Below are 23,966 nucleotides of genomic sequence, written 5' to 3'. Positions count from 1 at the left end.
GGTGGCGCTCCTATAGAAGTCATCAAACAGTACGTTCAGCAGCAGAGAACACCGCATTAGTCGGCTATCGCCGACGAGCTTACATCCCCGCACTCAAAGTACGGGGTTTTACGCTCAACCGATAACGCGTCTTCAACTCACAGGTCTCACCGGTTTCAATCGGGTACTCTTTCAGCTCTCTGCGGATTATTACCGGTCGGGGCGGTTCCTCAACAAACACCTCATCTCCCCTGCTCTCAGTACTGCCAAAAGTAAAAGGATTGGAGCCCAGGCTGCTGTTTCTGGAGCGGCGAAAGCCCGCTCCGGTCATAAACTGTTTTTCCAGACCCGCCACACAAGAATAGGCGGGGTGATCGGAAGAATGGGACGGGCTGAGATAAAGCTGGGATTCGCAGTCTGTTATGCTAAAACTGCCCTGAGAGGGAAATGAATCGCCCTCTGTACTCCAGGACTGATCGCCACTGGTTGCAGATAAGTGAGGCGTAGGCGATACGGATACTCGACGGACGCTGTATCGAGAATAGGAGAGCAGACTCTTTTCTTGAGCTTCATTAGGCTTGCAAGACTCCTGCTCAGGACGAAAAACCTGATCAGTTTCCTGTACAGGAAACTTCAGATTCTCTTCATTCGAGACTAAAGCCGCAGCTTGATCAAGCCCTATATTCATAACCACATCCATGATGGCGCCACAATAATTCTTTGACTGACTGCACCTACAAAATGCACCTGCAAAATGCACCTGCAAAAGTTCCCTGTCCGCCCCCTCAAATGATTAAACGCCCGACCAAGACGTGGCCGCAGCCTGATTCAGGCGCTCATGGCTGTTTATTGCACTCAGACCTTTTACACCAGCACCATAACCACCTAGAATTGCAGGCTTCCCGTTCGCGGACCATTAGAACAGAGATTACGGTAACCCTATGGTTGTACTGCATACCAATTTTGGCGATATCAAACTGGAACTGGACGCCGAAAAAGCTCCCAAGACCGTGACCAACTTTCTGGAATATGTGAAAAATGGCCACTTTGACGGCACCATCTTCCACAGAGTCATTGATGGTTTTATGATCCAGGGTGGTGGTTTTGAACCGGGTATGGTTCAGAAAGACACTCAGGCATCTATCGAAAACGAAGCGGACAACGGCCTGAAAAATGCCATTGGCACCATCGCTATGGCGAGAACTAAGGACCCTCATTCAGCTTCATCACAGTTCTTTATCAATATTTCTGACAATCATTTCCTTAACCACACCTCCAAGACTCCGGATGGCTGGGGCTACTGCGTATTTGGTCAGGTCACTGAAGGTATGGACGCCGTGAACAAGATCAAGGCGGCTAAAACCACTTTCCGTGCTGGCCATCAGGATGTTCCTGTTGATGACGTGGTGATTGAGTCTGCGGTTGTAGCATAGGAAGCCGTGTGAATGAACATCCAGTTCATTTCTGATCTGCATTTGACACCTGAGCGCCCGGACATTGTCCGGGCGTTCGCTTCTTATATGCAGGAACAGGCACCGGCATCGGATGCACTCTATATTCTGGGAGACTTTTTTGAATACTGGGTGGGCGATGATGCCATGGAGCCCTTTCACCATGACATTGCCCGTCAGCTGAAAGCCTACACAGATTCTGGCAAGTCGCTGTTCCTGATGGCAGGCAACCGGGATTTTGCCATAGGTAAAGCGTTTTTGAAGGCAACCGGAGCCGTCTGGCTCAATGATCCCTGCTGCATTGAGTTGCAAGGTGAAACCGTTCTGCTGATGCACGGTGACCTGCTCTGCACGGGTGACCAGCAATATCTCCGCTACCGTAAAGTTATCCGCAACCCTCTGGTTTTAGGCATTCTGCGCCTTTCTCCGCTGAGTTATCGAAAGAACCTGGTTCAGAAAATTCGCAGCAACAGCAAGAAAGCCAAATCCAGAAAATCTCTGGAAATCATGGACGTCACACCGGCAGAAGTGGTTCGGGTGATGGAGAAGTATCAGGTCAAAACCCTGATCCATGGCCACACTCACCGCCCTGATATCCATGAAGTCGAGCTAGCCTCAGGAACGGGTAAAAGGATTGTTCTGGGTGACTGGGATCGACAGGGCTGGGTGCTGACTTCTGACGAATCAGGACTGAATATGGAATCTTTTGCCATACAGCCCGCTTCTTAAAACGATCTTATCAATGCACCATGGACGGAGCATTCTCAGTCCGTTTTCACCCTAACGCATAATCCCCAGGGACCTTACCCTTTCATGTCATACATTCTCTGAATTCGGGACTAGGCAGAGGGGTCAAACAGAATCTTCTGATACTGTTTTGGCACCGACATCAGCTGGGTGCACACACAAGGCATTATCAGCAATGGGAAGCGTTTTCATGGATGAAAGTACTTCTGAATCCCCCCAAATGCTCCAGTACTCCAATAAGTTAGTGAGATTCAGGCAGCTGATTGTTGCATTGTGCTGATTCAAAATTCTGGTCATGCTGGCATGGCTGCTGGCACTGAACATATCCATATAGACCGGAGTAACATTCAACTTTTTGCAGGCTGCCTGCACCTCGGCAAAACGTGCCGCTGAACTGAACAGGTGATCATCACCCAGATGCTTTTTCGCATCTGCATAATCCCTTAAAAAGGCGGCGTTCTGTCGCTCAACAAAGGCAGGCTGATTCTGTTTGATGGCATCGGGATAAAGTTGATCCAGGAATTTCTCCAAAAACGCCTCTTCCGTCAAATCCGGGCCCGACTCACGGATAATCGCCAATTGACTCATAAAGGCATAAAGCACAAATGGGTCATAATCAATTAATAAAACAGCTTCTGAGACTCTGCTTAGTTCTGGCAAAGAAGATAGAAAGGAGCTTTCGCCGATCAGACAGGACACTCTCAAGCCATTTGACTCACCTGGAGAGCGCTCCTTCAAATCAGTCACAATGGAGGCGTTTTTATCGCTAATCCCATCATTGCTAACCAGAAAGTGAGTCGTATTTTCAGCCTTTGCTACTCCGGCATAGCCTGCCCTTTCACAACGATTCAGAGTAACCCAGTCTGGTAATGGGAATGTTCTTTGTAGGCATGTGGCCAGCTGCAATATCGAATCACTGCCCGCATTGCTGACGTCTCTCCTTAATAAACATTGCTCAACAGAGCCGTTAGGGTATTCAGCGCCTTTTCTGAGTTTAATTTCAGTCTGGGCTTTCTGTATGCCGGCCACAGTGGGTATTGTTGTCACGGGTACAGAAGGGGAAGACAATGCGGGAGAAGCCAATACTTCCGATGTAGGGTTCATGGGTACTCCCTTAAATATTAGAAACAGTCCTTGGATCAATCATTGGACAAAAGCGGCCAACAAAAGTTCTCAGAGACTGTTTCCTTTCTCAAGGGAGCTACCTGCACCAGGCTTTGCTGATAACAGATTCAACGTTAAGCGGGAACACCCGAATGAAAACGAAACTCTTCATCCACCGATTCAACCGCTTCACGTTCCACTTCAGCAAAAAATGCCACTCGTTCTTCAATGGACTCTTCAGAAATCCCTTCAGCCAGGGCCAGGTAGTCCTTAAAATGCCGGCCTTCTGACTTAAGAAGTGACAGATAGAATTTCTTCAGTTCGTCATCAAGGTAAGGGGCCAGCTTGTGGAATCGCTCACAGGAACGGGCTTCTATATAAGCACCAATGATCAGCGTATCCACCATACGGGCGGGTTCCCAGGTTCTCACATGCTTTCTCAGTACCCCGGCATAACGGGATGCTGACAGGGGCTTATAAGGAATATCACGCTTTTTGATGATCGCCAAAACCTGCTCAAAATGCCTCAACTCCTCCCGTGCCAGACGGGACATTTTGTTCAATAATTCAAAATGCTCCGTATACCGATACATCAGATTCAGCGCGGTAGAGGCCGCCTTTTTCTCAGTAAAGGTATTATGTTTACTATCTTTTTCGATATCTCTGGATGTACTGCGTTGCTGGGGAGCAGAGCCATATCGACGAATGATAGACATAGCATTTTGGGCTGCTTTGAGTTCGTTGTTTGCGTGGTCTATGAGGAGGATTTCGAGGTTATCCTGCTTGATAGCTTCGTCTATCCATTCTTGGGGTGTGGGACACTTTAGGAAGTCTAAGGCTGGTTGAATGTCTACTGGCATAACGGGTTTCTTTGCTGTTAATTATTTTCCCCAATTATGGCTTGAAATGTGTGTTTATGGGTAGGTATATGTGGATGTGAAATAGTGGCTCTGGGAACCTTGTGCTGCAAGGGCTAAATTTCCTTTGTGTCGTTTTTTGTCTTTGGGATTTTATGGGTTTGGGGGGGGTGTTTGAAAAGTACTGCTCAAATAAGAGGCTATAATTCCCGTTGCGCACGAATAGTGTTAGCTCTTTGCCTTTATTCCGTTTTCTGAGGTGCGACGTTTGTTGTGCTTCCGTACCCTTTCGGGAGGGTAGCTTATGATTTCCCCTGTTTCTCGCTTTCTTATATTGGCTATAAGTTTACTGAGCTATTTGTCAGTACATGCCGGTTCTGTTCCCAACACTAAACCTGATTATTTAGTCTCCTTTTCGTCGTCCGCCACCTCGGAAGTCCGACCGTCTCCTGAGAGCTTACCCTGCCAAGGTCTTTTACTTTCCTCTGGTCATGTTGCTACTGCGCCTGCCTGCGCTAAAACCATAACTGAACAGGTTAGTATGGGCGGTACAGTCAACCTTATTGATAACAGCCGACAAAGCATTGGGCATTTATCTGTTATCAATACTGATGAAACTGCAAAAGGGATTCTTTCCGTCTCTTGGGATCAATCAGGTAGCCAAAATAGTCTGATCTCTGTTACAGGGCTTGGCGTTTCTGGTAATGAACCACAGGCTTATTTCCTGCAACAGGGTGAGAGCGTTACTTTCGGGCACGTAACTGTTCGCTTAGGTGATGTAGAGGTGAAACAAGGAGTGCCGTTCCAGCCGCTTCACTCTGATACCAACCTTCCTCCCGGAAGCCCTGTTATCTCTGGCAATAAGGTGATTTGTCTGACTGATGGGTCTGGTGCTTGTGTTCAGAATATTCATAAACAAGCAACACATATTAGTAAACGGTCTGCTATTAGCAAAAGGCAGTCTAGAGGGTCTGCAACTGGCTGTACTTTTTCCGGCCAAAGCGTACTTGGGATAGACAATGGCGTTTGGACATGCAGTGATTGCTCTGACTGTGGTTGCTCTGGTGGATGTAGAATTACAGACAAGCAAGCAGCTGGATTTGAACAAAGTACGTGTACATGTAACTCCGGTGGCTCCTGTGGCATCTCTCAGGGTGGAAGCGGAGATGCTTGCACAGCTACTGGTGGCGCTGCTTCTTTAACAGCGGGAATCTTTAGCCTTCTGGTCGTAGCCGTGGCCGCTATTTCTGCAAGCCTCTAAACCCTTTCCTTATAAAGCCCTAATCGGGTAAATTGAGTTAGTTCCCGCCTCCGGTTTATGTGATTTGAATGTATGGGGTCACAAATAAAAATCGGGGGCTACCTTTTCTTGAGAACTCTTCCGTGTCTGTCGAATCCGTAACGGTTTAGCGTGCGGTCTGTGACGTGTTTCGGCTTGCGTCCCTGCCGAGGCTGACTACCTGCGACGATAACGATAATAGTAATGATGAGAGCGGTGGTTAACAGGAACATGGTTACTGATTCTCGAATGCACTACCCCGAAGCCATTGACCTACGACGATGTGTTTATGGGAAGCTACCCTCGTCGGTGAATGTACTGCTTCGATGGATGTTAGAGCATTGAGTGAGTCTCCTACTGATTAACAATGAAACTATGATACCTCGGAGCAATGTAGGGATAAATACGTATTAGCCGTGTAGTTATCGTTTTGAAAGGAGTGGTAACTAAATTGCGATGCTACACAAAAAGTGGACATGTGATGTGGGGTATTACCCTATTCTGGGAGAACTGAGCCACTCCTAGTTATTACGATTATATTGTAGTAACTAGGATTTGGTCGTTTTTATGGGTATGTGAAATGACAAAGGTGGGATTACCAAGGGCTTGAGAGTAGCAGAGGATTTGTCGCCAAACTACACTAAACTGTCGTTTACTTTTTAGTCTAGTTACTATATTATATTCTGTACTAACTAGGAGGTCTGGTTAGGTTATATAAAGGTAAATGATGAAAGAAGTAGATGCGGTTAAGTCAGAAGAAATGATTGTTAGTGTCGAAGAAGAGATGAGGCAGCTGGGTAAGGACGATGTAGCTGACCTTTGGAGGATTGGCATTAACTTTGCGCTTAGGGTTGGTGACTTGTTGAGTCTTCGATTCTCTGACGTTGAGGGTGAGTCTCTGGTGGTTAAGGAAAGTAAGACTTCCAAAGAACGGGTGATTAAGATTAGTAAGACCGCTCGGAAATATATTGATAGCCGTCGTGAAACGTATCCGGATGATGAGTTTCTGTTCCAATCGCATGGTAATCGGGTGGCTGGGATGGTGAAGCCTTTTAGCCAGCCATTTGTTAATCGGGTGTTTACTGAAGTTGGTAGGACTCTGGGCATTAGGCTGGGTACACACTCAATGCGTAAGACGAAAGGCTACATGATGTATTCCGCTGGTGTGGACATTACTGTGATTAGCATGATTCTTAACCATTCCAGTGAAGCTGTGACTCGTCGGTATATCGGGATTACTGCTGAGGAACTGGCCAATGTGTATGACGAATTTGATGTGTGATCCGTGGGGGAGTGCTGGCTCCCCTTCCCCATATGCTTATTGCGAGAAGTAATCTAATCCCTCCTTTGCCAAAAATATGAGGAGAGCTATGAGAAGAGGAATGAATAACCTGTCTGCCAAGGACTTTGGTTTATCCCTCTCTGACATTAACTGGTTAATGTGACTGATAGCATCATCCCATTTCTTCATTGCCGGACTTGATACTGCCGCATGATCTGGTCGTTCGTTATGAAGCTCTTGCCGAATCCTATCTAGCTCCTTGTTGGGAGTATTCTGAGTACACTCCATTGCCTCTTTACAAATAGCCTGCATCTTCGGAAGTACGCTTTCGTGCATTTTGACCTTCCCTACATTCCCTTCTCTGGTTTATTTGTCGGCTGTCCTTCTATTTACTTCGCCCAACTTTATGATAGTGTCCCATGTTTCAAACGCCTGAAGTATAGGAGATAGGGATATGACCACTGTTGAATTTACACTGCTGAGCATGGTTAGCTCCGTTAGTGCGTGATGACCGAGCGTACATGTTAATTGCGGGACATATTTCCATATGTGCCTCCTATTCTCTTTTTGCTTTTGCGACACCTCTTGCTAATTTATGGGAGGTGGTAGACGACGGGATGCCGCCTACCTGATGCGGGTGTATTATACCGTAAACGGGATGTGGCTAAAAGTTACTCACCTTTCTTTGGCTTCTTCGAGTTCTCATCCTTGAAGAACTCCAGTGGTTCATCATTGGAGAACTCTGGTGCTTCATCCTTGAACTGTTCTTGCAGTATTTTTCCCAACCTATCGAACTTCCGGTCTCCCTTGACTCTAGACTCCTTCGGCTTGGTCTTGGTGGACATAATGACCTCCTGTATCAGACCTCTGGTTGCTGAGGCATTTTATGGGATAGGTTCACCATTGACCAGATATTGAGTGCCTGACTTGCCGATGCGTTTGTAACCGTCGTATGTGAAATAATCGCCTTCTACTGTGAAGATTCCGTGTGTCCCGATTATCTTGTAATTGGCAATTTGTAGCAGGGTATTGAGATTGCCCTCTATGGACAGAGCTGAGAGGTCTATACCGAGCGATTTCTCTGTGGTACCACGCTGGGTTAGCATCTCTTCCTTTTGTCTCTGAAGGTCGTTTATTTGCTGCCCTATGGCGTCTATGCCACCCGTGACCTTTACGAGTGCTACGAGATTGTTGATTTGCTCGTCTATCTCCGCTATCTGACCATCTATAACTACCACCTCCTCTGTTGCCTTCTGGTCTATCTGAGTCCGTAATATACGTGATAAGGCTATGTGGTGGGTCTCTTTATAGATGTAGTCGAGCACAACCACGGGGATGTTCTTGGAGTTTGAGCAGTAGCGTTTACCGTGTCTGCTGAAACCTGCACATAACATACCGTCTCGCCTGCCCTTCTCCCTTTTGATGCTGTAGTTGTAACCACACTCGGAGCACTGGACTAAACCGGATAGGTGGTGGTTCTGGTGGCGGGTAACTTTCCTTGATCGTTCGTCGAGGGTGTTTTGTAGCTGGTAGTACGTGGAGTCTGGTATTACTGACTCCCAGACCTTGTGACCTTCCCACTTACCGATAAGGGCTGGGTTGGCTAACCATCGGCGAAGTGAAGTAGTCGCTATTGTGAAGTCGTGGGTGTCTATACAGTGGTTCCGTATGTATCGGTCTCCGTGTCCCTTTAAATAAAGGTTAACCATATCCTTGATAATGGGGACTTTGTCGGGAATTAGCTGACCTGATGACGTTAACCAGAATGGTGTCCTGAGCTTTACTGAGTGTCCCTCAGCTGCTTTTTGCCTCTTGGCGGTATAGCTTGCCTTTATTCTGCGGGAGAGCTTTTGGCTATACTGATGCGCTGTTGAGACGGAGCCTGCTAATAAGAAGAGGCATGACTGGTCTGACCTGATACGTTCTCGGGTGTAAGTCTGGTTGTCTTCGAGAGTATGGATATCGGCGTGGTCGAGGATGTTGGATATTGTAGTGATGAGTTCTATGTGATCCATACGACCGAGTCTGTCTATTGACTCTACGAGGATGATATCTATCTGGTTCGGGCTGACTTTGAGGAACTGTAGGAGGTCTCCGAGTGACTTCTCCTTATGCTTACCGTGGTACGAGCTAACTGCTTCGTCTTTGAATGCATCTACGAGGGTAACTTCTGGATGGTCGTGAAGATAATTTTGAATTAAGGTTTGTTGTCTCTTCGCCGTGCTCCCCTTAGTTTGAGAGCCACTTGACCACCGGATATAAGATATCGCTTTTCTGGACATTTCTACTACAAATTTGCTTACATCTATTTTGGAGCAAGTAGTATAGTCGATACGATATGCTCACAATTAGCATGATCAACCAGCAGGATGTCCTGATTTTTCAGGGCTTGGGCAATCCACTCATCGGGGGTGGCACAGGGTAGAAAAGCATCCAGCTCAGGAAAGAGTTTGGCCAGGCTCTGGTCACTCATTATTTATGTCTCTAAACAACAGGTTCTAAACAACAGGTTCTAAACAACCAGATCGGATTAAGAGGATCTGATTCAGTTTACTCGAAGGGTAAAAATTCTGCCCTACCTTACCGTCAAAGCAAGAGGCTGTCATAGATTCCTTTCCTCTCAGTTTCTGGTAGAGTCGTTATCACCCCGCACCAATTAATAAGTTAATAATATTGATGCAGGTCAATTTTTCAGCTCCACCTATTCAGTACGATGAAGTTAGCCTATAAAAAAAGCAGTTAGCGCTAAGAACCCCTCAGGGTTATAAATCCTTACGGTATAAAGGAGCAGGCCATGCAAGGAATACAACGTATACTTGTGATTGTTGATACCCGCAAAGCCCGTCATGTCGCACTAAACAGAGCCATCCAGCTGGCCAAAACCACCCGGTCCAGTCTTCATATTCTGGCCCCGAATCCAAAGCCTGATCCAGCTTCAGCAGAAGTGCTCACTGCCCTCACAAGGGATGTGGGTGCCGAAGGAATAGAAGTCACCCGTCAGGAACTGTGGAGAAATAACCTTCTAGAAACCATTATCCATGTCAGACAGATGGAACGTAGCCATCTGGTGGTTAAGGATTTCCGTCAGGAGAGCTTTCTGGAAAAGCCTTTCTCAACACCTACAGACTGGGCACTGCTGAGAAAAAGCAGAGTACCTGTGTTGTTGGTCCGTCATGATCGCCCCTGGGAAAAAGAGCCCATGCTCGCAGCCATCAACGCGGACCCCGAAGATGCCGATCACCAGCAGTTGAACATGGCCGTTATGGAAAATGCCAGGGCGGTCACCACCTATTTCGAAGCCGACCTTCATCTGGCTTCCGCCTATCCCACCATTATGTTGGCTATGCAGGATAAGGGGGACGGCCAAACCGACAAAGACCGTTATCTGAAAAACTGCCAGCATTTTGCCAAAGACTATGGCGTTGCCGATGACGCTATACATCTGGTACCCGCTCCGGCTGAAACCATGATTCCGGATCTGACCCGTGAACTGGCGGTATCATTGCTGATCATGGGTACCAATGCCCGTTCAGGGGTGAGCGCTCTGACTTTGGGCAATACCGCCGAGCAGTTGGCCAGCAATATTGATTGCGACCTGCTGGCGGTTCACTCCCAACATCATATGATCCCATTGGAGCGCGAGCTGGAAGCCTGACGTTCATGACCCCGGAGCCAAAGACTCCGGGCCCCCTCTTTTCATTTTAAGCTCTCTTCCAACCCGTTTGATCGCCCAATCTTTTTCTTCCTTCCTTTAAAGCGGCCTTTGCTGAAGTTGCTGAAGTTGCAGATCAGCAAATCCCGACTATTTTTTTAAAGCCATAACACCGACGTCAGAACAGCAGAAGGATCTTTGCGGATCTCTCCCTCAGGCGATCAGCCACGACTGTATCAAGACTGATATTCCCAACACTCCTGGGCACCCATAAGCCCACTGGACGGGACTAACAGGAACTGTTGGCAAGAACTCTGGTCTTAGTATGGGACCCAGTCTTTCGTTCTTCGGTGCGATAAACAAACTTCACAACAGAAAAATCGAATCGACAAGGAACATCCATTCTCCATGCATGAAGGTGAATCCAGTCCTGAACAACAGGCACCCTTGAAGAGCCATGCACAGGTTCAGAGCCCTTTGCTCGAGTGCCTTTTGCTGCTTTGTCGTCATTACAGGATTTCTGCTTCCGCCAGCAGTTTAACCGCTGGTTTGCCCCTGGATAACGGTCAGATGGATGAACCATTGTTCGTCCGATGCGCAGACCGGGCCGGGCTCTCTGCCAGACATTTACAGATAAGTCTGGAGCAACTGACGCCTCTGGTACTGCCCGCTGTACTTCTGCTTAAAAATGGTAAAGCCTGCCTGCTGACGGCTCTTGATCATCAAAATGGTTCTGCCCAGGTAATCATTACTGAAAGTGGCTCAGGCAGCGAAGACGTTCCTCTGGAAACACTGGCAGAGCAATACACCGGTGAGGCCTTGTTCGTCAAAGAGAAACACCGCTATGACGAGCGAACACCCCGCACCCTTAAATTGCCTGAACGCCACTGGTTTTGGGGAACCCTGCTGCGCTCGAAGAAAATCTATCGGGACGTGTTGATTGCTTCCATCATCATCAATCTTTTTGTCATCGTCAGTCCCCTGTTCGTTATGAACGTTTATGACCGGGTGGTTCCCAATAATGCGGTTGAAACCCTTTGGGTGCTGGCGATTGGTGCCGGGGTGGCTTACCTGTTTGATTTTCTCCTGAAGCTGGCGCGTGCTTACTTTATTGATGTAGCAGGCAAAAAATCGGACATTCTGCTTTCTGCCAGAATGTTTGAGCAGACCATGGGCTTGCAGATGGCTTCCCGCCCGGTATCTGTAGGTTCTTTTGCCCGACATCTTCAGGAATTTGATTACATCAGGGAGTTTATTACTTCCTCAACCGTCGCAACCCTGGTCGACCTCCCTTTCTGTTTATTGATTCTGGCTGTTATTGCCCTGCTCGGTGGCCCCATTGTCTTTGTTCCCATAGGGGGCATGATCATCATTGCCATCCATGCACTGTCCATTCAGCCAGCGCTTAGATCGGCCATTGAAAACACCCAGCGATCCAGTGCCCAAAAGCATGCAACACTGGTCGAAAGTCTGTGTGGTATTGAAAGTATCAAGGCCAAAAGCGCTGAAGGTGAGCTACAACACCGCTGGGAAAAGTTGTCCGGCCATATTGCAAAATGGGACATCAAAACCCGTTTCCTGACTGTTTCCGCCTCAACACTGTCGGCATTCGTTATACAACTGGTGACCATTGGTATTGTGGTATACGGCGTTTATCTGGTGGTTGATCAGAAACTGACGATGGGTGGCCTCATTGCCGCAGTCATGCTTTCAGGAAGATGCCTGACCCCTGTCGCACAACTGTCATCTTTGTCCACCAAGTTTTATCAGACCCAGTCCGCTCTCAATGCCCTGAACAAAGTCATGGATCTGCCCGTTGAAGAACAGAGCCATGACAGCACCCTGAAAACACCGGATATCAAAGAAAGTATTACTTTCGAAGATGTCAGCTTTGCTTACCCCAACCAGCACGGTCAGGCGGTACAGAACTTGTCGCTGACCATCAAAGCCGGTGAAAAGGTCGCCATTATTGGTCGAATCGGATCGGGCAAAAGTACCTTGCAACGATTACTGATGCGTTTTTATACGCCAACCGCTGGCAGCATCCGGATCGACGGGCTGGATACCCAGCAGCTCTCTCCACACGAATTGAGAGACCGCATTGGTTATGTGTCTCAGGAGAGCCAACTCTATTTCGGTACAGTCAGGGATAACATCGCCCTGGGCGCTGGCTATGTTGAAGACGAACAGATTCTTGCAGCGGCCAAACTCTGTGGTGTCACAGAATTCACCGACCGGCACCCCAAAGGCCTGCAAATGCCGGTTGCCGAACGTGGTGCGAATTTCTCGGGAGGACAAAAGCAGAGCATTGTTCTGGCCCGGGCACTGTTGAGCGACCCCAATGTCCTGCTCTTTGATGAACCGTGCAGCGCTATGGACAGCCTCTCTGAGCATTACTTCCGTGAGCGGCTTAGAACCCTTGCGAAAAACAAAACCCTGATTATGACCACCTACAAGTCCAGCATGCTGGATCTGGTAGACAGAGTCATTGTAATGGACAACGGTCGTCTTTTGGCTGACGGTCCCAGGGACAAGGTTCTTACCGCACTGGCCCAGGGTAAAACGGAGTTTTAAGCATGAAAAAACACTTAAACGTTGATGCTATCAGGGAAAAAATTGTCACCGCCTGGCGCCGCTGGAACAAGTCTTTACAGGATTATAAAAGACAACAGTTCAGTCTTGATTATATGCCCGACACCAGTGCTGCCATTCTGATGCAATCGCCACGAGGCGGCCGCATTCTGATCTATCTGTGCGTGCTGACTGTGGTTGGCTTTCTGATCTGGGCTGCCTTTGCCAAACTGGATGAAATGGCCCGGGGCAGCGGTAAGGTCGTTCCGTCCACAAGAGTTCAGATCATTCAGAACCTGGAAGGCGGAATCATCTCCGACATTTATGTCAGTGAAGGCGACCAGGTCTCCTCTGAACAGCCTCTCATGCAACTGGACAGCACCCGCTTTCTCTCTCTTTACCGGGAATCTCAAGTGGAATATCAGAGCCTGAAAGTGGCGGGTGTTCGACTCAAGTGTGAAATTGACGAAACCGAATTGCACTTCGGTGATGAAGTCAAAGACAGCCAGCAGGTCATAGAAAGAGAAACCGCACTGTACAACAACCGTCGGGAAGCTCTGATTAATGAGCTGGGTGTGGCAGAAGAAAGAATAAATCAGAGCCGACATGAACTCGATGAGATGAAGTCCCGGCGCAACCACCTGCAAAACAGCCACAAACTGGCCACTCGCGAACTGGATCTTACCCGTCCACTGGCCAGAGATGGTGCTGTGTCTGAAGTCGAATTGCTCCGTCAGGAGCAACGGGTTAATGAGCTCGCCGGTGATCTTGATGCGGCTAAACTGGCCATTCCACGTCTTGAATCCGTTATGCAGGCGTCTCAGAAGCAATCAGCGGAACTGAAACTACAGTTCCGACAAAAAACCATGCAGGAACATAAAGAGAACACTCTGCGAATGGCACAGCTCGAAGAGGTTCTGACCGCTCACCAGGATCGTGTTGACCGGACCATGGTTCGCTCCCCCGTTACCGGTACCGTTAAGAAGGTCAACCTCAATACTCTGGGTGGTGTTGTCCAGCCGGGCATGGATCTTATGGAAGTGGTGCCGCTGCAGGATCAACTGCTGATCGAGGTTCAGATACGCCCGAAAGATATTGCCTTTCTCAGGCTCGGACTCAATGCCATTGTCAAGATAACCGCCTATGACTATGTCATTTATGGCAGCCTCAAGGGCACCGTAGAACACATCAGTGCCGACACGATTCAGGACGAAAACGGCCAGAGCTTCTATATTGTTCGGGTCAGAACGGAAAAAAGCCACTTGGGCACTTCCGAGAAGCCGTTACCGATCATTCCGGGAATGCAGACCAGCGTCGACATTCTCACTGGAAAAAAATCGGTGCTGGATTATTTGCTCAAGCCGATCATCAGAGCCCGTCATACCGCTCTGAGAGAGGCCTGAGCCGGAGGCGAACAGACAGTTCAGCCTCTTATTGTGTCACCACGGAGTTCGTCTCACTGGACGGGTTCCGAAACAAACAGTTTCCAATCTTGTTTTAACGCCGAATTGAATTTGCTGAGGTAACCGATGGCCAACGAAGATTCAGCAGTAACTCCTACCGTTACAGTTGTCACCGCTCATGGTGTTAAAGACCCTGACACCGGAATTCCCATTGAACTGGCCAAAGGCACCCGTCTGCCCCTGAGCCTGAGTCTTGAAATCATTACTGGTGGTGCTCTGACCGTTGACCAGAATGGCAAGCTGCTCCAGATTACCACCCCCGGCACCATGACGCTGGGGGACCACCTCAAGTCTGCCGCCCAGATTACCCCTGACCAACCTCAGGAAGTCATCACCGAAACGGTGATAGAAACAGAAACAATCAGCCCAGAGCAAAAGGCGGCCATGGCCAAGGCCGCCAAGGTAACCTCACCCAGCGACTCCGGCAGTATTGAGATGCCTGCCACGGTTGAAGTCGATCAACTGGTTACATTACCTGAAACCAGCGACTCCCAGATCGCACAACTGCTGAATGAAACAGCCCAGACCAGAGCTATTCGGGCTGAACTGGAACAAAAAGAACAGGCCCAGAAAGAAGCCACTGAAAAAGTTCTGGCCGACTCCAGCTTTACCACAATTGCAGTCACCCCTGCTATTCCGCTGGTGCCTGCAACACCAACACCAGCCATGGCTGCAGCACCTGCTGCCCCTCCCTCTGCGCCAACGATCAGTGCGTTTTATCCTGACAGTAGTATCAAAGGCGATGGGGTTACTAAATCCACCGATATTGATATCGAAGGAACGGGTAGACCGGGGGACTTGATAAGACTACTGGTCAACGAAGAAGCCACCGAACACACGACAACGGTTGGCAACAAAGGGGAATGGTCCGTTAACTGGCAGGCTCCAGGTGACGGTGTCTATACCCTCTCAGCCCAGGCTGTGGCCGGCGGTCTTACCAGCGAAGCTTCAGAGTCATTGAGCATAGAGGTCGACACCACTCCACCTAAGCTCAATATTGATACACCAGAGTTCACCGTATTCAGTCTGGCCCCCATTGATATCATCGGTGAAAGCACGCCCGGATTTCAGGTGGACATTACCCGGGACGGGGCTGCAGCAGGTCATTTTCAACCCACCGAAGACGGTGAGTGGACTCTTGCACTGCCTCTTCCTGATGAGGCACACGGTCACTACCTGTATCAATTCTCCCTCACCGATGCAGCGGGCAATACCACCAGCCGTGAAGTCAAAGTCCAGGCCATTACGGCTGTTTACGACGTTAAGGTTTCACCCGACACCGGCACAGATGGCGACGGGATCACTAATGCCCAGAACGTCACTGTTTCTGGTAAATGCCCTCCAGGGGGTATCGTTTTCCTGCGTTCTACCACCGATGGTGAACCTGTCACCAAGCAGTATCCCTGCTCTGAAGACGGTGTCTGGCAAAGCGACAGCATCCACCTGCCAGCTTCCGCCATTTATCCCTTTGAAGCCAGAGTACAACTGCGTGACGGGAGCCTGTCAAAAGCGGTCGAGTTCAATATAGAGAGGGACGCCCGGGCCTATCTGCAGTTGGAAATAGATGATCCTTTCTACACCAACACCAACCCTCCAGTCATCAAGGGTGAAGCAGAAAAAGAGTCCAGTATTCATGGTGAGTTGAGCCAGAATGGAACACTTAAAGCCAGTGCTGACACTCAGGTCAACAGTCCATTCGAGCTTAAGTTCGAACCCACTGGCTCAACCCGGTTGAGTGATGGGGATTATGATCTCAAGGCAACTCTGACCGACAGAGCTGACAACACTGCCACCCAGACTCGCAAGCTGATACTGGATACTCAGGAACCGCCTACTCCAGATCAACTGAATATTCAGGCCACGGGTGTTAAACACCTGGATGGTGCTCATCAGGTTCCGAGTTTTAACTTCACAGTAACAGGCGTAGCTGAGAAGGAAGGCCATACCGTTCGGCTGGAGCTACCCAATGGAGTGGTTTATAAGGACATCAAAGCCGGGGATGGTGGAGTCTGGAGTCAACCGGTTGCCGTCCAGGACGAAGGCCGATATCCGATCAAGGTCTTTGAAACAGACCTGGCCACCAATACCAGCAGTGTGCCCGGCCTGATCAACGTGACTGTAGAAGGTGTACCTCTACAGATTCTCGGAGTAGCTGACCAGGAGATCAGCGCTCAACTGAAACAGGGCGATGCGGTCATTGTCAGACTCAATGTCAGCAAACCAGCCGTCATCTCCGATGAGGGTGTTGTCACCTGTCAGCTCAAGCTCCTTAAACAGGAACAGGGTCAAGAGTTCAGTGTAATCCGTGAAGTCACCGCTGAACTGGATCGCAATGCCTCTGAAAAGGTATCAAAACAACTTGTTTTCAACTACTCCATTCAGAGCGGAGACCTGGCCGACGCTGTAGAAGTGGCCGCCAATTCTCTGGTCATGACGGGTGGTGCTTCGATACAGTCCACTTTGGGATCACCGCTCATTCCAGACTTTACTCAAGCCACATTCAGTGGGTTGAAAGTGGATGCGGTCAAACCCAATACCCCTGAGATTACGGGCATTGTTCCGGATACCGGCAGTGATACAAACGACCTTCGCACCAGTGCTGATGAATATCATCTGAAAGGCAAGTCAGACCCCGGAACAGAAGTCTTACTGTTCGATCATGGTGAGCTCCTGACCTTAGGCGAAAAGATTATTGCGTCTACATCCGGTCTCTGGGAAGTCATCATCGAAGAGTCCAGCAAGGAGTACAAGGCCAGTTATACCGTTCAGTCCAAAGACAGCGCTGGAAACCTGAGTGACGCATCAGCCCCCAAAGACGTTGTTGTTGATCAGGTTAAACCCAGACTGCAGTCTCTCGAAACCAGTACAGACACGGCTACGCCTCTTAAAGCAGGCTCAAAGGTTACTTTCAAACTGATCTTTGATGAGCCGGTCACCCTGACGGGCAAGCCTGTTCTGAAAATTCTGGTCGGAGACAGTATTGTCCCTCTGGACGTGGAAGCGGACGGCAATGATCTGACTGCCACCTATACCGTCGGAGAAGATTATCAGGACACCGATGGCATTACCGCCCACTCTCTGGAGTTCACAGCTCAACAACCGGGAGAAACAGGTCAACCTCCTGCGACCATTGCTTTAGGTCAAATCTCGGACCTGGCAGGAAACAGCGCAGAAACCAGCCTTGCCAGTACCCAGAGTACCGGGGTTCTTGTCGATGGCACTAAACCTGTCATCACTGTCACACTACCTCCGGCCACTGCAGCCACGCAGCCAGTAATCAGTGGTCAATGCTCTGAAGCCATCAGCCATCTTGAGCTCTACGTGGATGGCCAGAACGTTGCTCTGCAGGATGTCCATCTTGAAGGTACGGAGTGGACTGCCAAGCTGATGGAGCCACTGGCAGTTGACAAACACTATGCATTAAAAGCGGTAGCAACGGACAAGACTGGAAATCAGGGTACTTCTGACCCCGTCGACCTGCACATTGATGATACGCTTCCCTACGTTTCTGTTACCTCCGAAGCTTATACCCATGCCAAGGATCTCAAGATTCTGGGTACCAGCAACATTCTCGATGGAACGGTCAGATTTTCTCTTCAGAAAGGTCAGTTCACTGACATAACCACGGATGACCGGGGTAACTGGAAGTATGTATTAAAGGATGCGGCTGAAAACACCTATCATGTTGAGGTAGAAGCCACTGGCAGCAATGGCAGAACCGAGACTGACACCGCCCAGATAACTGTTGATCGAACTGAGCCGGTTTTCCAGACCGCTATTGCAGACATTTACACCAGTAACCAGCCTGTTTTTTCAATGAAGCTGGATACCGCTCATGAACATCTGAAAAACGTCACTCTGCTCGCCAACAGCGAAACGACTCTTGCCCAATACAATCCTGCTACTGATGCCTGGGAGGTAACCCCCCCTACCCCATTGGTGCAAGGTGAGCAGAAGATTATCTTTACAGCCACTGACCTTGCAGACAATGTCGGTGTCCGTGAAAAAACCATCAATGTTGACTCCCTTCCTCCCTATATTGAACTTGATCAAGCATGCCTCAAGTCTCCGGGCCTGCAACCTGAACTCTTCGGTAAAGGGCAGAATGGCGTCACTGCGCAACTACTGATAAAAGACAAGGTGACGGGTGAACTGCTGGACTCCCTGAGTCAAACGGTCTCTCAGGGAACCTGGAAAGTGACCGCCAGCAAGGCATTACCTTCCGGAAGTTACACCGTACAGTTATCAGCAGAAAAGGCCGTCAGTGACACTCAGACACTGGCCAGCAAGCCTGTTGAATTTACTCTAAACCTGCAGCCCCCTTCTGACGAACCTGCGACCCTTGCTCCAGCTCAGGATCTGTTACTGACACTGGATCCAATAAAGCCCTGGCATAACCTCAAGCAGGCCGTTCACCTTTCTGGACAGGCAAAAACAGATAGCCTTGTCACCGTTAAAATAGACGGCCATGACATGGGGGGGATAGCTGCAGCTCCCAACAAGACCTGGCAGCTGTCGCTCAGCCCTGAACAACTTTCGGCACTAAAAGGTAAAGAAGGTACCCTGGAAATCCGGGTCCATGCCCAGCTTGGTGATGTTGAAGCCCATGTTCAAAATGTTAAATTTGGGGTTGATACTACTGCCCCTGAAATAACCCTCAACCCTCCTGAAGCTTCGGGCTCTCAATATGCTTTCGGTGGTACCTATGCTGAGGATCACCCTTATACTGAAGCCCTCAGGGTTTTGGTCATTGATACTCACAAGGACTCCAAAGACCCGTCCAATTACATTCGTCTGGAACCCCAGCTGAAGGACAATCACTGGAAAGCCGTTTTAGACACCAGCAGCCTGCCTCCAGGCGATCAATACACTGTCATTGTCAAAAGCAAAGACAAAGCAGGCAACGCCACAACCCAGAAGCAGATGTTCACTATTGAAACACCTGCTGAACCCACTCCTCATGAACCAGAAACAACACCAGGTCTGGGACTGACTCTGGGAAAGTGCCCTGAGTGGATCAACTTACAAAAACCGCTCACCCTCTCAGGCTCTGCCAAAGAAGGTAGCGAGGTTTACGCAACTATTGCCGGCCATGATTTTGGAAGCGTGACTGCGGATGACAAGAATACCTGGAAACTAAAAGTCACTCCGGAAGCTCTTCAGAAGGCTCTGTCAGGTCAGAAAGGTGTGAAGGAAGTCCTGGTGAACGCCGAACTGGGCGAGGATAAAGCCAACGCCAGGGATCAGTTGGGCATTGATACCACAGGACCCGTTGTTACTCTCGATAGTTATACGACTACGGAAACGCATCATGCATTCAGTGGCCACTTTGAAGAAGCTCATCCCTTCAAAAATGGTTTACAGATTTATCTGGTCGATACCGACAATAACCCCTCGGACAAGAGTAAATACATTTCACTTGAGATCCAGCTGAAGGATACTCTCTGGAATGCTTCCGTCGAGCCCAGCGCAGCATTAACGCCGGGTGACCATTACATGTTACTGGCTAAGAGCAGGGATGCAGCAGGTAACACCTCCACTACCAAGCTGCCCTTTGAGCTTCAGGCCCTGGCCGTTAAAGCACCTGAGCCCACGGAAACACCTGAGCCAGGGCTTCCAGTTCCCATCAATCTGGTACTGGACCCCCTGCCCAAGCTGACCAACCTCGGCAAAACCCTGTCGGTTTCCGGTCAGGCTGTGGCAGGCAGTCTGATTGCAGTGGAGATGGGTGGACAATCCCAGGGCTCTGTCACCACTAATCCCAACAACACCTGGGAACTACTCCTCAGACCTGAGCAACTCAAAGCGTTGCCAGAAGGCCCTTTGCAGGTCAACATCGACGCTTCACTCAATGGCGTAACCGATCAAACCAGCGCCACTCTGACCGTGGACAAAGCAGAGCCAGAGCTCACTCTGGATTCTAAAGTCAGCACGGAAGTTACTCCGGTTTTCACAGGCACAATCCAGGAAGCTCACCCTAAAACCTTTGAAGCCAAGCTCCTGAACGGTGAAGGCCAGGCGACTGATACCCTGACCGTCAGTTTTCCTGCAGAAGGTATCTGGAAGGCGACAGGGACTCAGCCCCAAAATGCCGGGAGCAACTACCAGTTGTTACTGACCGCTGAGGATCAGCTGGGTCAAAAGAGTACTCTGCAAAAACCCTGCAGCGTGGAGCCAACCACTGAAGCAACGCCTGAACCACAACCTCCTGTGGATCCCGGGCTGACTCTTGGCAAACCTCCTGAGTGGATCAACTTACAGAAACCGCTGACCCTCTCTGGCTCCGCCAAAGAGGGCAGTGAGATTCATGTATACATTGCTGGTAAGGATTTAGGTACTACCACTGCAGATGCCCAAAACACCTGGCAAAAGGAGATCACTCCAGAGAGTCTTCAGGCTGCTCTGGCTGGCCAGGAAGGCGTGAAGGACGTTCTGGTAAAAGCCACACTGGGCGAGGATACAACCAGCACTCAGGATCAGCTGGGCACCGACAATACCGGACCGGTTGTCACTCTTGACGACTATAAGCCTACTGAAACTCATCATGAGTTCAGTGGACATTATGACGACGCCCATCCTGTTACTAACGGTTTAAGACTGTATCTGGTCGATATTGATAAAGGGGCTAAAGACAAAAGTCATTACATCAAGTTAAGTCCCAAACTGGAGGGTAACGCATGGAGTGCCAGCGTGGAACATAAGGAAGTATTAACTCCGGGTAATCATTACATGCTGCGGGCCAAAGGCAGGGATTCAGTCGGTAATGAATCTACCACTGAATTGCCCTTTGAACTCAAGCCTCTGATAGTGACAGAGAAACCTGTTATTGAGCTCGAATTCACTGAGGCACCGGCATTCAGTGCCCTGGACGATAAATTTGAGGTTTCAGGTAAGACCACGGCTGGCAGCACTATGGCTTTCGAGCTTGGCTCTCTAAAGCTGCCTGTAGCTCCGGTTGTTGGCCAGGATGGCCTCTGGAAAGTTACTTACGCCGATATTCCAGAAACAGATCGTAAATCTCTACCCGAAGGTCCACAAACGTTTAAAGCAACCGCTTCTCTGGAAGGTCATGAAACCAGTTCCAAAGAACACCAGGTTATCGTTGATCGAACTGCACCGAAGATATCCATCGACCATGAAACCACTGTAGACCCGGCACAAAGGTTTACGGGGACCTTCACAGAAGACAACCTCGATGGTATCAGTGCAGAACTCATAGCCGGTGACAATACGAAGTTACCTTTGCAGGTTACCTGGGAAGGGAACAAGTGGACTGCTATTGGCCAGCACCCATTGACCAAGGGCACTTATGAGTTCCATATCACCGTAACCGATAAAGCAGGGACTTCTCATACTGGAAAAGAAGCACTGTCTCTGGAGGCTGAAGAAACACCCGCTAAACCCTTGGCCGAAGCCACTCTGGATCCAGTATCCCTGGCTACAGAGAACACAAAACCAGTCCTGCAAGGTACTCTTTCTAATATCAATCACGAGCACCTTCAGGGTCTCAGCCTAGAGCTTGTCAACAAAGCAACAAGCGAGAAGCTGGCTCTCCAGGTAGAGCCAACAGAACAATGGAATGTTCAGGTTCCCATCAGCTTGCCTTATGGCAGCTACAGCATCGCGCTCAATGCCCTGGATAAAAACGCCCAACATCATGAGCTAGCTTCTGACACTCTGGATGTGTTCGGAAAGGACTACCTCTACACCATGGTAGATGCTCAAGGGGTAAGCCTGATTGATGGCAATCTTTTCCTGCCGCTTAACAGTGAAGGCAAGATTGAAGGGAAAGTGGCCATAAAGACCATTCCCGAATCGGGTTTAAAGCTGATGCTGGTTAACCCTTCCAAGGGTGCAGGAAATATCCCTGCGCCGGATGGACAGCCAGTAAAAGCCGATCAATATGGTAAAGCCACCTATGATCTGTCTTCCATGCCATCAAGTCCTGGAGGGCTTTATAGCAGCGGATTTACGGTTAAAAGCCCTGGCAGCGAAAAAGGCAGAGCCACTCTGTTTTATCTGGCCATGTCTCCTTTCCCGGTGTATCACTACAGCTTTGATACCCAGACCAGCGCTGATCTTGCTACGCAGTTCAGATCTCTGACCTTTGGACAATACAGTACCGTTGAAGGCAGTATGCCTGCCGTGGCTGGAACTCTGGGGGCCGGAGTCCAGCTTGGCCATGGTCATCTGGTCAATCAGGGGTTACCTGATTTACTCAAAGGTAACTTTACTGTCTGCGCAGATCTTCAGCCTGCATCTGAGTCAAACAACTTCACCCTGATGGGAAGACCTGATGGATTGATGGCAGGTACCATAAACGATCAGGGACAAATTGGAATTACAGCAGGAAAACAATCTGTTTTCTCTCACTCAATCCTTAGCCAGGATGTTCCATTCCACCATGTCTGCCTTTCCAGATCCGTGAATCCAGAAGGAACACAAAGCTCGGTTTCCATTGCAGTAGACGGCAAACTGGATGTGGAAAATGCCAAACTAGACCACCCTGATGGAGTCAACACAGAGATTGCCGCTGTGGGTGGCTATCTCGATGATGAGGGTCATATCATAGAGTCAGAAGGTAAACTGGATAACCTGAAAGTCTTCAATGAAGCGGACAGAATGGACGAAGCATCTTCTGACCTCTACGTCATCTGGAGCTGCCCTGGCAACGGAAAATGCAGTCAGAGCGATTATCTGCCAATAGGTCATGAAGCTGTGAAAGTGCAGTCATTGAGCCTGGGCGGTGATTTGTTTCTTGAATTTAATGGCCTCAGTGCAGCCAGCAAGAAAGGTTTAACCTTCAGTACCGCATTTGACGTTCAATTCAATGGTCAGCCAATTCAGGCAGAAGCCCAAACACCCAATGTTTTCAAGCTGACCCAGGTCAGTGCAGAAAACCTGGCCTCTCTGGAATTCAAACCCAGCACACCTGAATCGGTCTATAAGGATGATAACGGCAAGTCCGTTAAAGCCTATGGCTACACCGTTAAATTTGCCAGCAGCCTTGAAGGCCTGGATCATCCGGAGCTGTCAGCCCGACTGGATTCTGATCGTCTGGATTCAAAGGGTATGCTGCATAATGTCATCTCACTGCCCGACTCACAGGTTGTGATGCATTACCATCAAACGGCAAATACCGGTGATAAGCCAATGAGAGGCGAAGACCATGAAAGACCGATTCAGCAGGATCATTTCCATGCCGTTGATGGTGGCAAGATAGCCAACTACGACCCGCAACATGACATCATAGATCTGAATAAGCTATTAAGCGGTGAACATAAAGTCCCTGCCAGCGTTCAGGAGCTTGCTGCCCTGCTCTGTACCAGAGAAAAAGAAGGCAGTCAGGGTTTGATTGATCAGGTATTGATCCGCCACAAGGACAGTTCCGGTGATAGCCATTGTGACTGTCAATCCAAAGATGATCCCGCTTATACCGTCAATCTTCTAGATCCCATGCATCAGCCACTTCTGGTTGTGAACTACGATGGTCTGCAACATGACCTCTATCCTTCTTCCTGAGTACGTCTGATACCAGGGATGCCAGTCGCCCACCCGAAGAAAATCATTCGGGTGGGTAT

General features: G+C 49.3%; 14 protein-coding genes. 8 read left to right on the top strand and 6 right to left on the bottom strand.

Features of this window, described 5'->3' with window-relative positions; translation table 11 throughout:
* Positions 1 to 79: 79 nt before the first annotated feature.
* Complete coding sequence (locus ACR2PX_RS23180; protein ID WP_434001721.1) at positions 80 to 667, bottom strand: hypothetical protein; 588 nt, start codon at positions 665 to 667, stop codon at positions 80 to 82.
* Positions 668 to 920: 253 nt separating this feature from the next.
* Here ACR2PX_RS23180 and ACR2PX_RS23175 point away from each other — a divergent pair, with 253 nt between their 5' ends.
* Together ACR2PX_RS23175 and ACR2PX_RS23170 are read left to right on the top strand one after the other, a co-directional pair.
* A complete protein-coding gene (locus ACR2PX_RS23175; RefSeq protein ID WP_434001720.1) occupies positions 921 to 1,412 on the top strand; it encodes a peptidylprolyl isomerase in 492 nt (163 codons plus the stop codon).
* 12 nt (positions 1,413 to 1,424) lie between these two features.
* The gene (locus ACR2PX_RS23170; RefSeq protein ID WP_434001719.1) at positions 1,425 to 2,159 is read left to right on the top strand and encodes a UDP-2,3-diacylglucosamine diphosphatase; all 735 of its coding nucleotides are present in this window, start codon (positions 1,425 to 1,427) and stop codon (positions 2,157 to 2,159) included.
* A 123-nt stretch (positions 2,160 to 2,282) separates the two neighbouring features.
* On the opposite strand, the gene ACR2PX_RS23165 is transcribed toward ACR2PX_RS23170, so the two are convergent.
* Together ACR2PX_RS23165 and ACR2PX_RS23160 are read right to left on the bottom strand one after the other, a co-directional pair.
* Positions 2,283 to 3,281, bottom strand: coding sequence for a hypothetical protein (locus ACR2PX_RS23165; protein WP_434001718.1), 999 nt, complete (start codon positions 3,279 to 3,281; stop codon positions 2,283 to 2,285).
* A gap of 134 nt (positions 3,282 to 3,415) precedes the next feature.
* Positions 3,416 to 4,141: a tRNA-(ms[2]io[6]A)-hydroxylase gene (locus ACR2PX_RS23160; protein ID WP_434001717.1), complete on the bottom strand. Its 726-nt coding sequence runs from the start codon at positions 4,139 to 4,141 to the stop codon at positions 3,416 to 3,418.
* Between the two features lie 301 nt (positions 4,142 to 4,442).
* Here ACR2PX_RS23160 and ACR2PX_RS23155 point away from each other — a divergent pair, with 301 nt between their 5' ends.
* Positions 4,443 to 5,399 carry a hypothetical protein gene (locus ACR2PX_RS23155; RefSeq protein ID WP_434001716.1) on the top strand — a complete coding sequence of 319 codons (957 nt, stop codon included), beginning with the start codon at positions 4,443 to 4,445 and terminating at the stop codon, positions 5,397 to 5,399.
* A 742-nt stretch (positions 5,400 to 6,141) separates the two neighbouring features.
* Positions 6,142 to 6,699 (top strand): tyrosine-type recombinase/integrase, encoded by a 558-nt coding sequence (locus ACR2PX_RS23150; protein WP_434001715.1) that lies wholly within the window; start codon positions 6,142 to 6,144, stop codon positions 6,697 to 6,699.
* 671 nt (positions 6,700 to 7,370) lie between these two features.
* On the opposite strand, the gene ACR2PX_RS23145 is transcribed toward ACR2PX_RS23150, so the two are convergent.
* Genes ACR2PX_RS23145 through miaE form a run of 3 tightly spaced genes read right to left on the bottom strand, consistent with a single transcriptional unit; the run spans position 7,371 to position 9,172 of the window.
* Positions 7,371 to 7,544 carry a hypothetical protein gene (locus ACR2PX_RS23145; protein WP_434001714.1) on the bottom strand — a complete coding sequence of 58 codons (174 nt, stop codon included), beginning with the start codon at positions 7,542 to 7,544 and terminating at the stop codon, positions 7,371 to 7,373.
* Between the two features lie 39 nt (positions 7,545 to 7,583).
* Positions 7,584 to 8,981 carry a recombinase family protein gene (locus tag ACR2PX_RS23140; RefSeq protein ID WP_434001713.1) on the bottom strand — a complete coding sequence of 466 codons (1,398 nt, stop codon included), beginning with the start codon at positions 8,979 to 8,981 and terminating at the stop codon, positions 7,584 to 7,586.
* 23 nt (positions 8,982 to 9,004) lie between these two features.
* The gene (gene miaE, locus ACR2PX_RS23135) at positions 9,005 to 9,172 is read right to left on the bottom strand and encodes a tRNA isopentenyl-2-thiomethyl-A-37 hydroxylase MiaE (RefSeq protein ID WP_434001712.1); all 168 of its coding nucleotides are present in this window, start codon (positions 9,170 to 9,172) and stop codon (positions 9,005 to 9,007) included.
* Positions 9,173 to 9,493: 321 nt separating this feature from the next.
* On the opposite strand from miaE, the gene ACR2PX_RS23130 reads away from it, so the two are divergent.
* From ACR2PX_RS23130 to ACR2PX_RS23115, 4 genes are all read left to right on the top strand, one after another.
* Complete coding sequence (locus ACR2PX_RS23130; protein ID WP_434001711.1) at positions 9,494 to 10,354, top strand: universal stress protein; 861 nt, start codon at positions 9,494 to 9,496, stop codon at positions 10,352 to 10,354.
* Between the two features lie 405 nt (positions 10,355 to 10,759).
* The gene (locus ACR2PX_RS23125) at positions 10,760 to 12,925 is read left to right on the top strand and encodes a type I secretion system permease/ATPase (RefSeq protein WP_434001710.1); all 2,166 of its coding nucleotides are present in this window, start codon (positions 10,760 to 10,762) and stop codon (positions 12,923 to 12,925) included.
* Positions 12,926 to 12,927: 2 nt separating this feature from the next.
* Positions 12,928 to 14,325: an HlyD family type I secretion periplasmic adaptor subunit gene (locus ACR2PX_RS23120; protein WP_434001709.1), complete on the top strand. Its 1,398-nt coding sequence runs from the start codon at positions 12,928 to 12,930 to the stop codon at positions 14,323 to 14,325.
* Between the two features lie 126 nt (positions 14,326 to 14,451).
* The gene (locus ACR2PX_RS23115) at positions 14,452 to 23,907 is read left to right on the top strand and encodes an Ig-like domain-containing protein (protein ID WP_434001708.1); all 9,456 of its coding nucleotides are present in this window, start codon (positions 14,452 to 14,454) and stop codon (positions 23,905 to 23,907) included.
* The last annotated feature ends 59 nt before the right edge of the window (positions 23,908 to 23,966 follow it).

The organism is Endozoicomonas sp. (assembly GCF_051008435.1).
GTDB lineage: Bacteria > Pseudomonadota > Gammaproteobacteria > Pseudomonadales > Endozoicomonadaceae > Endozoicomonas_A.
This window is presented reverse-complemented; position numbering and strand designations above follow the sequence as displayed.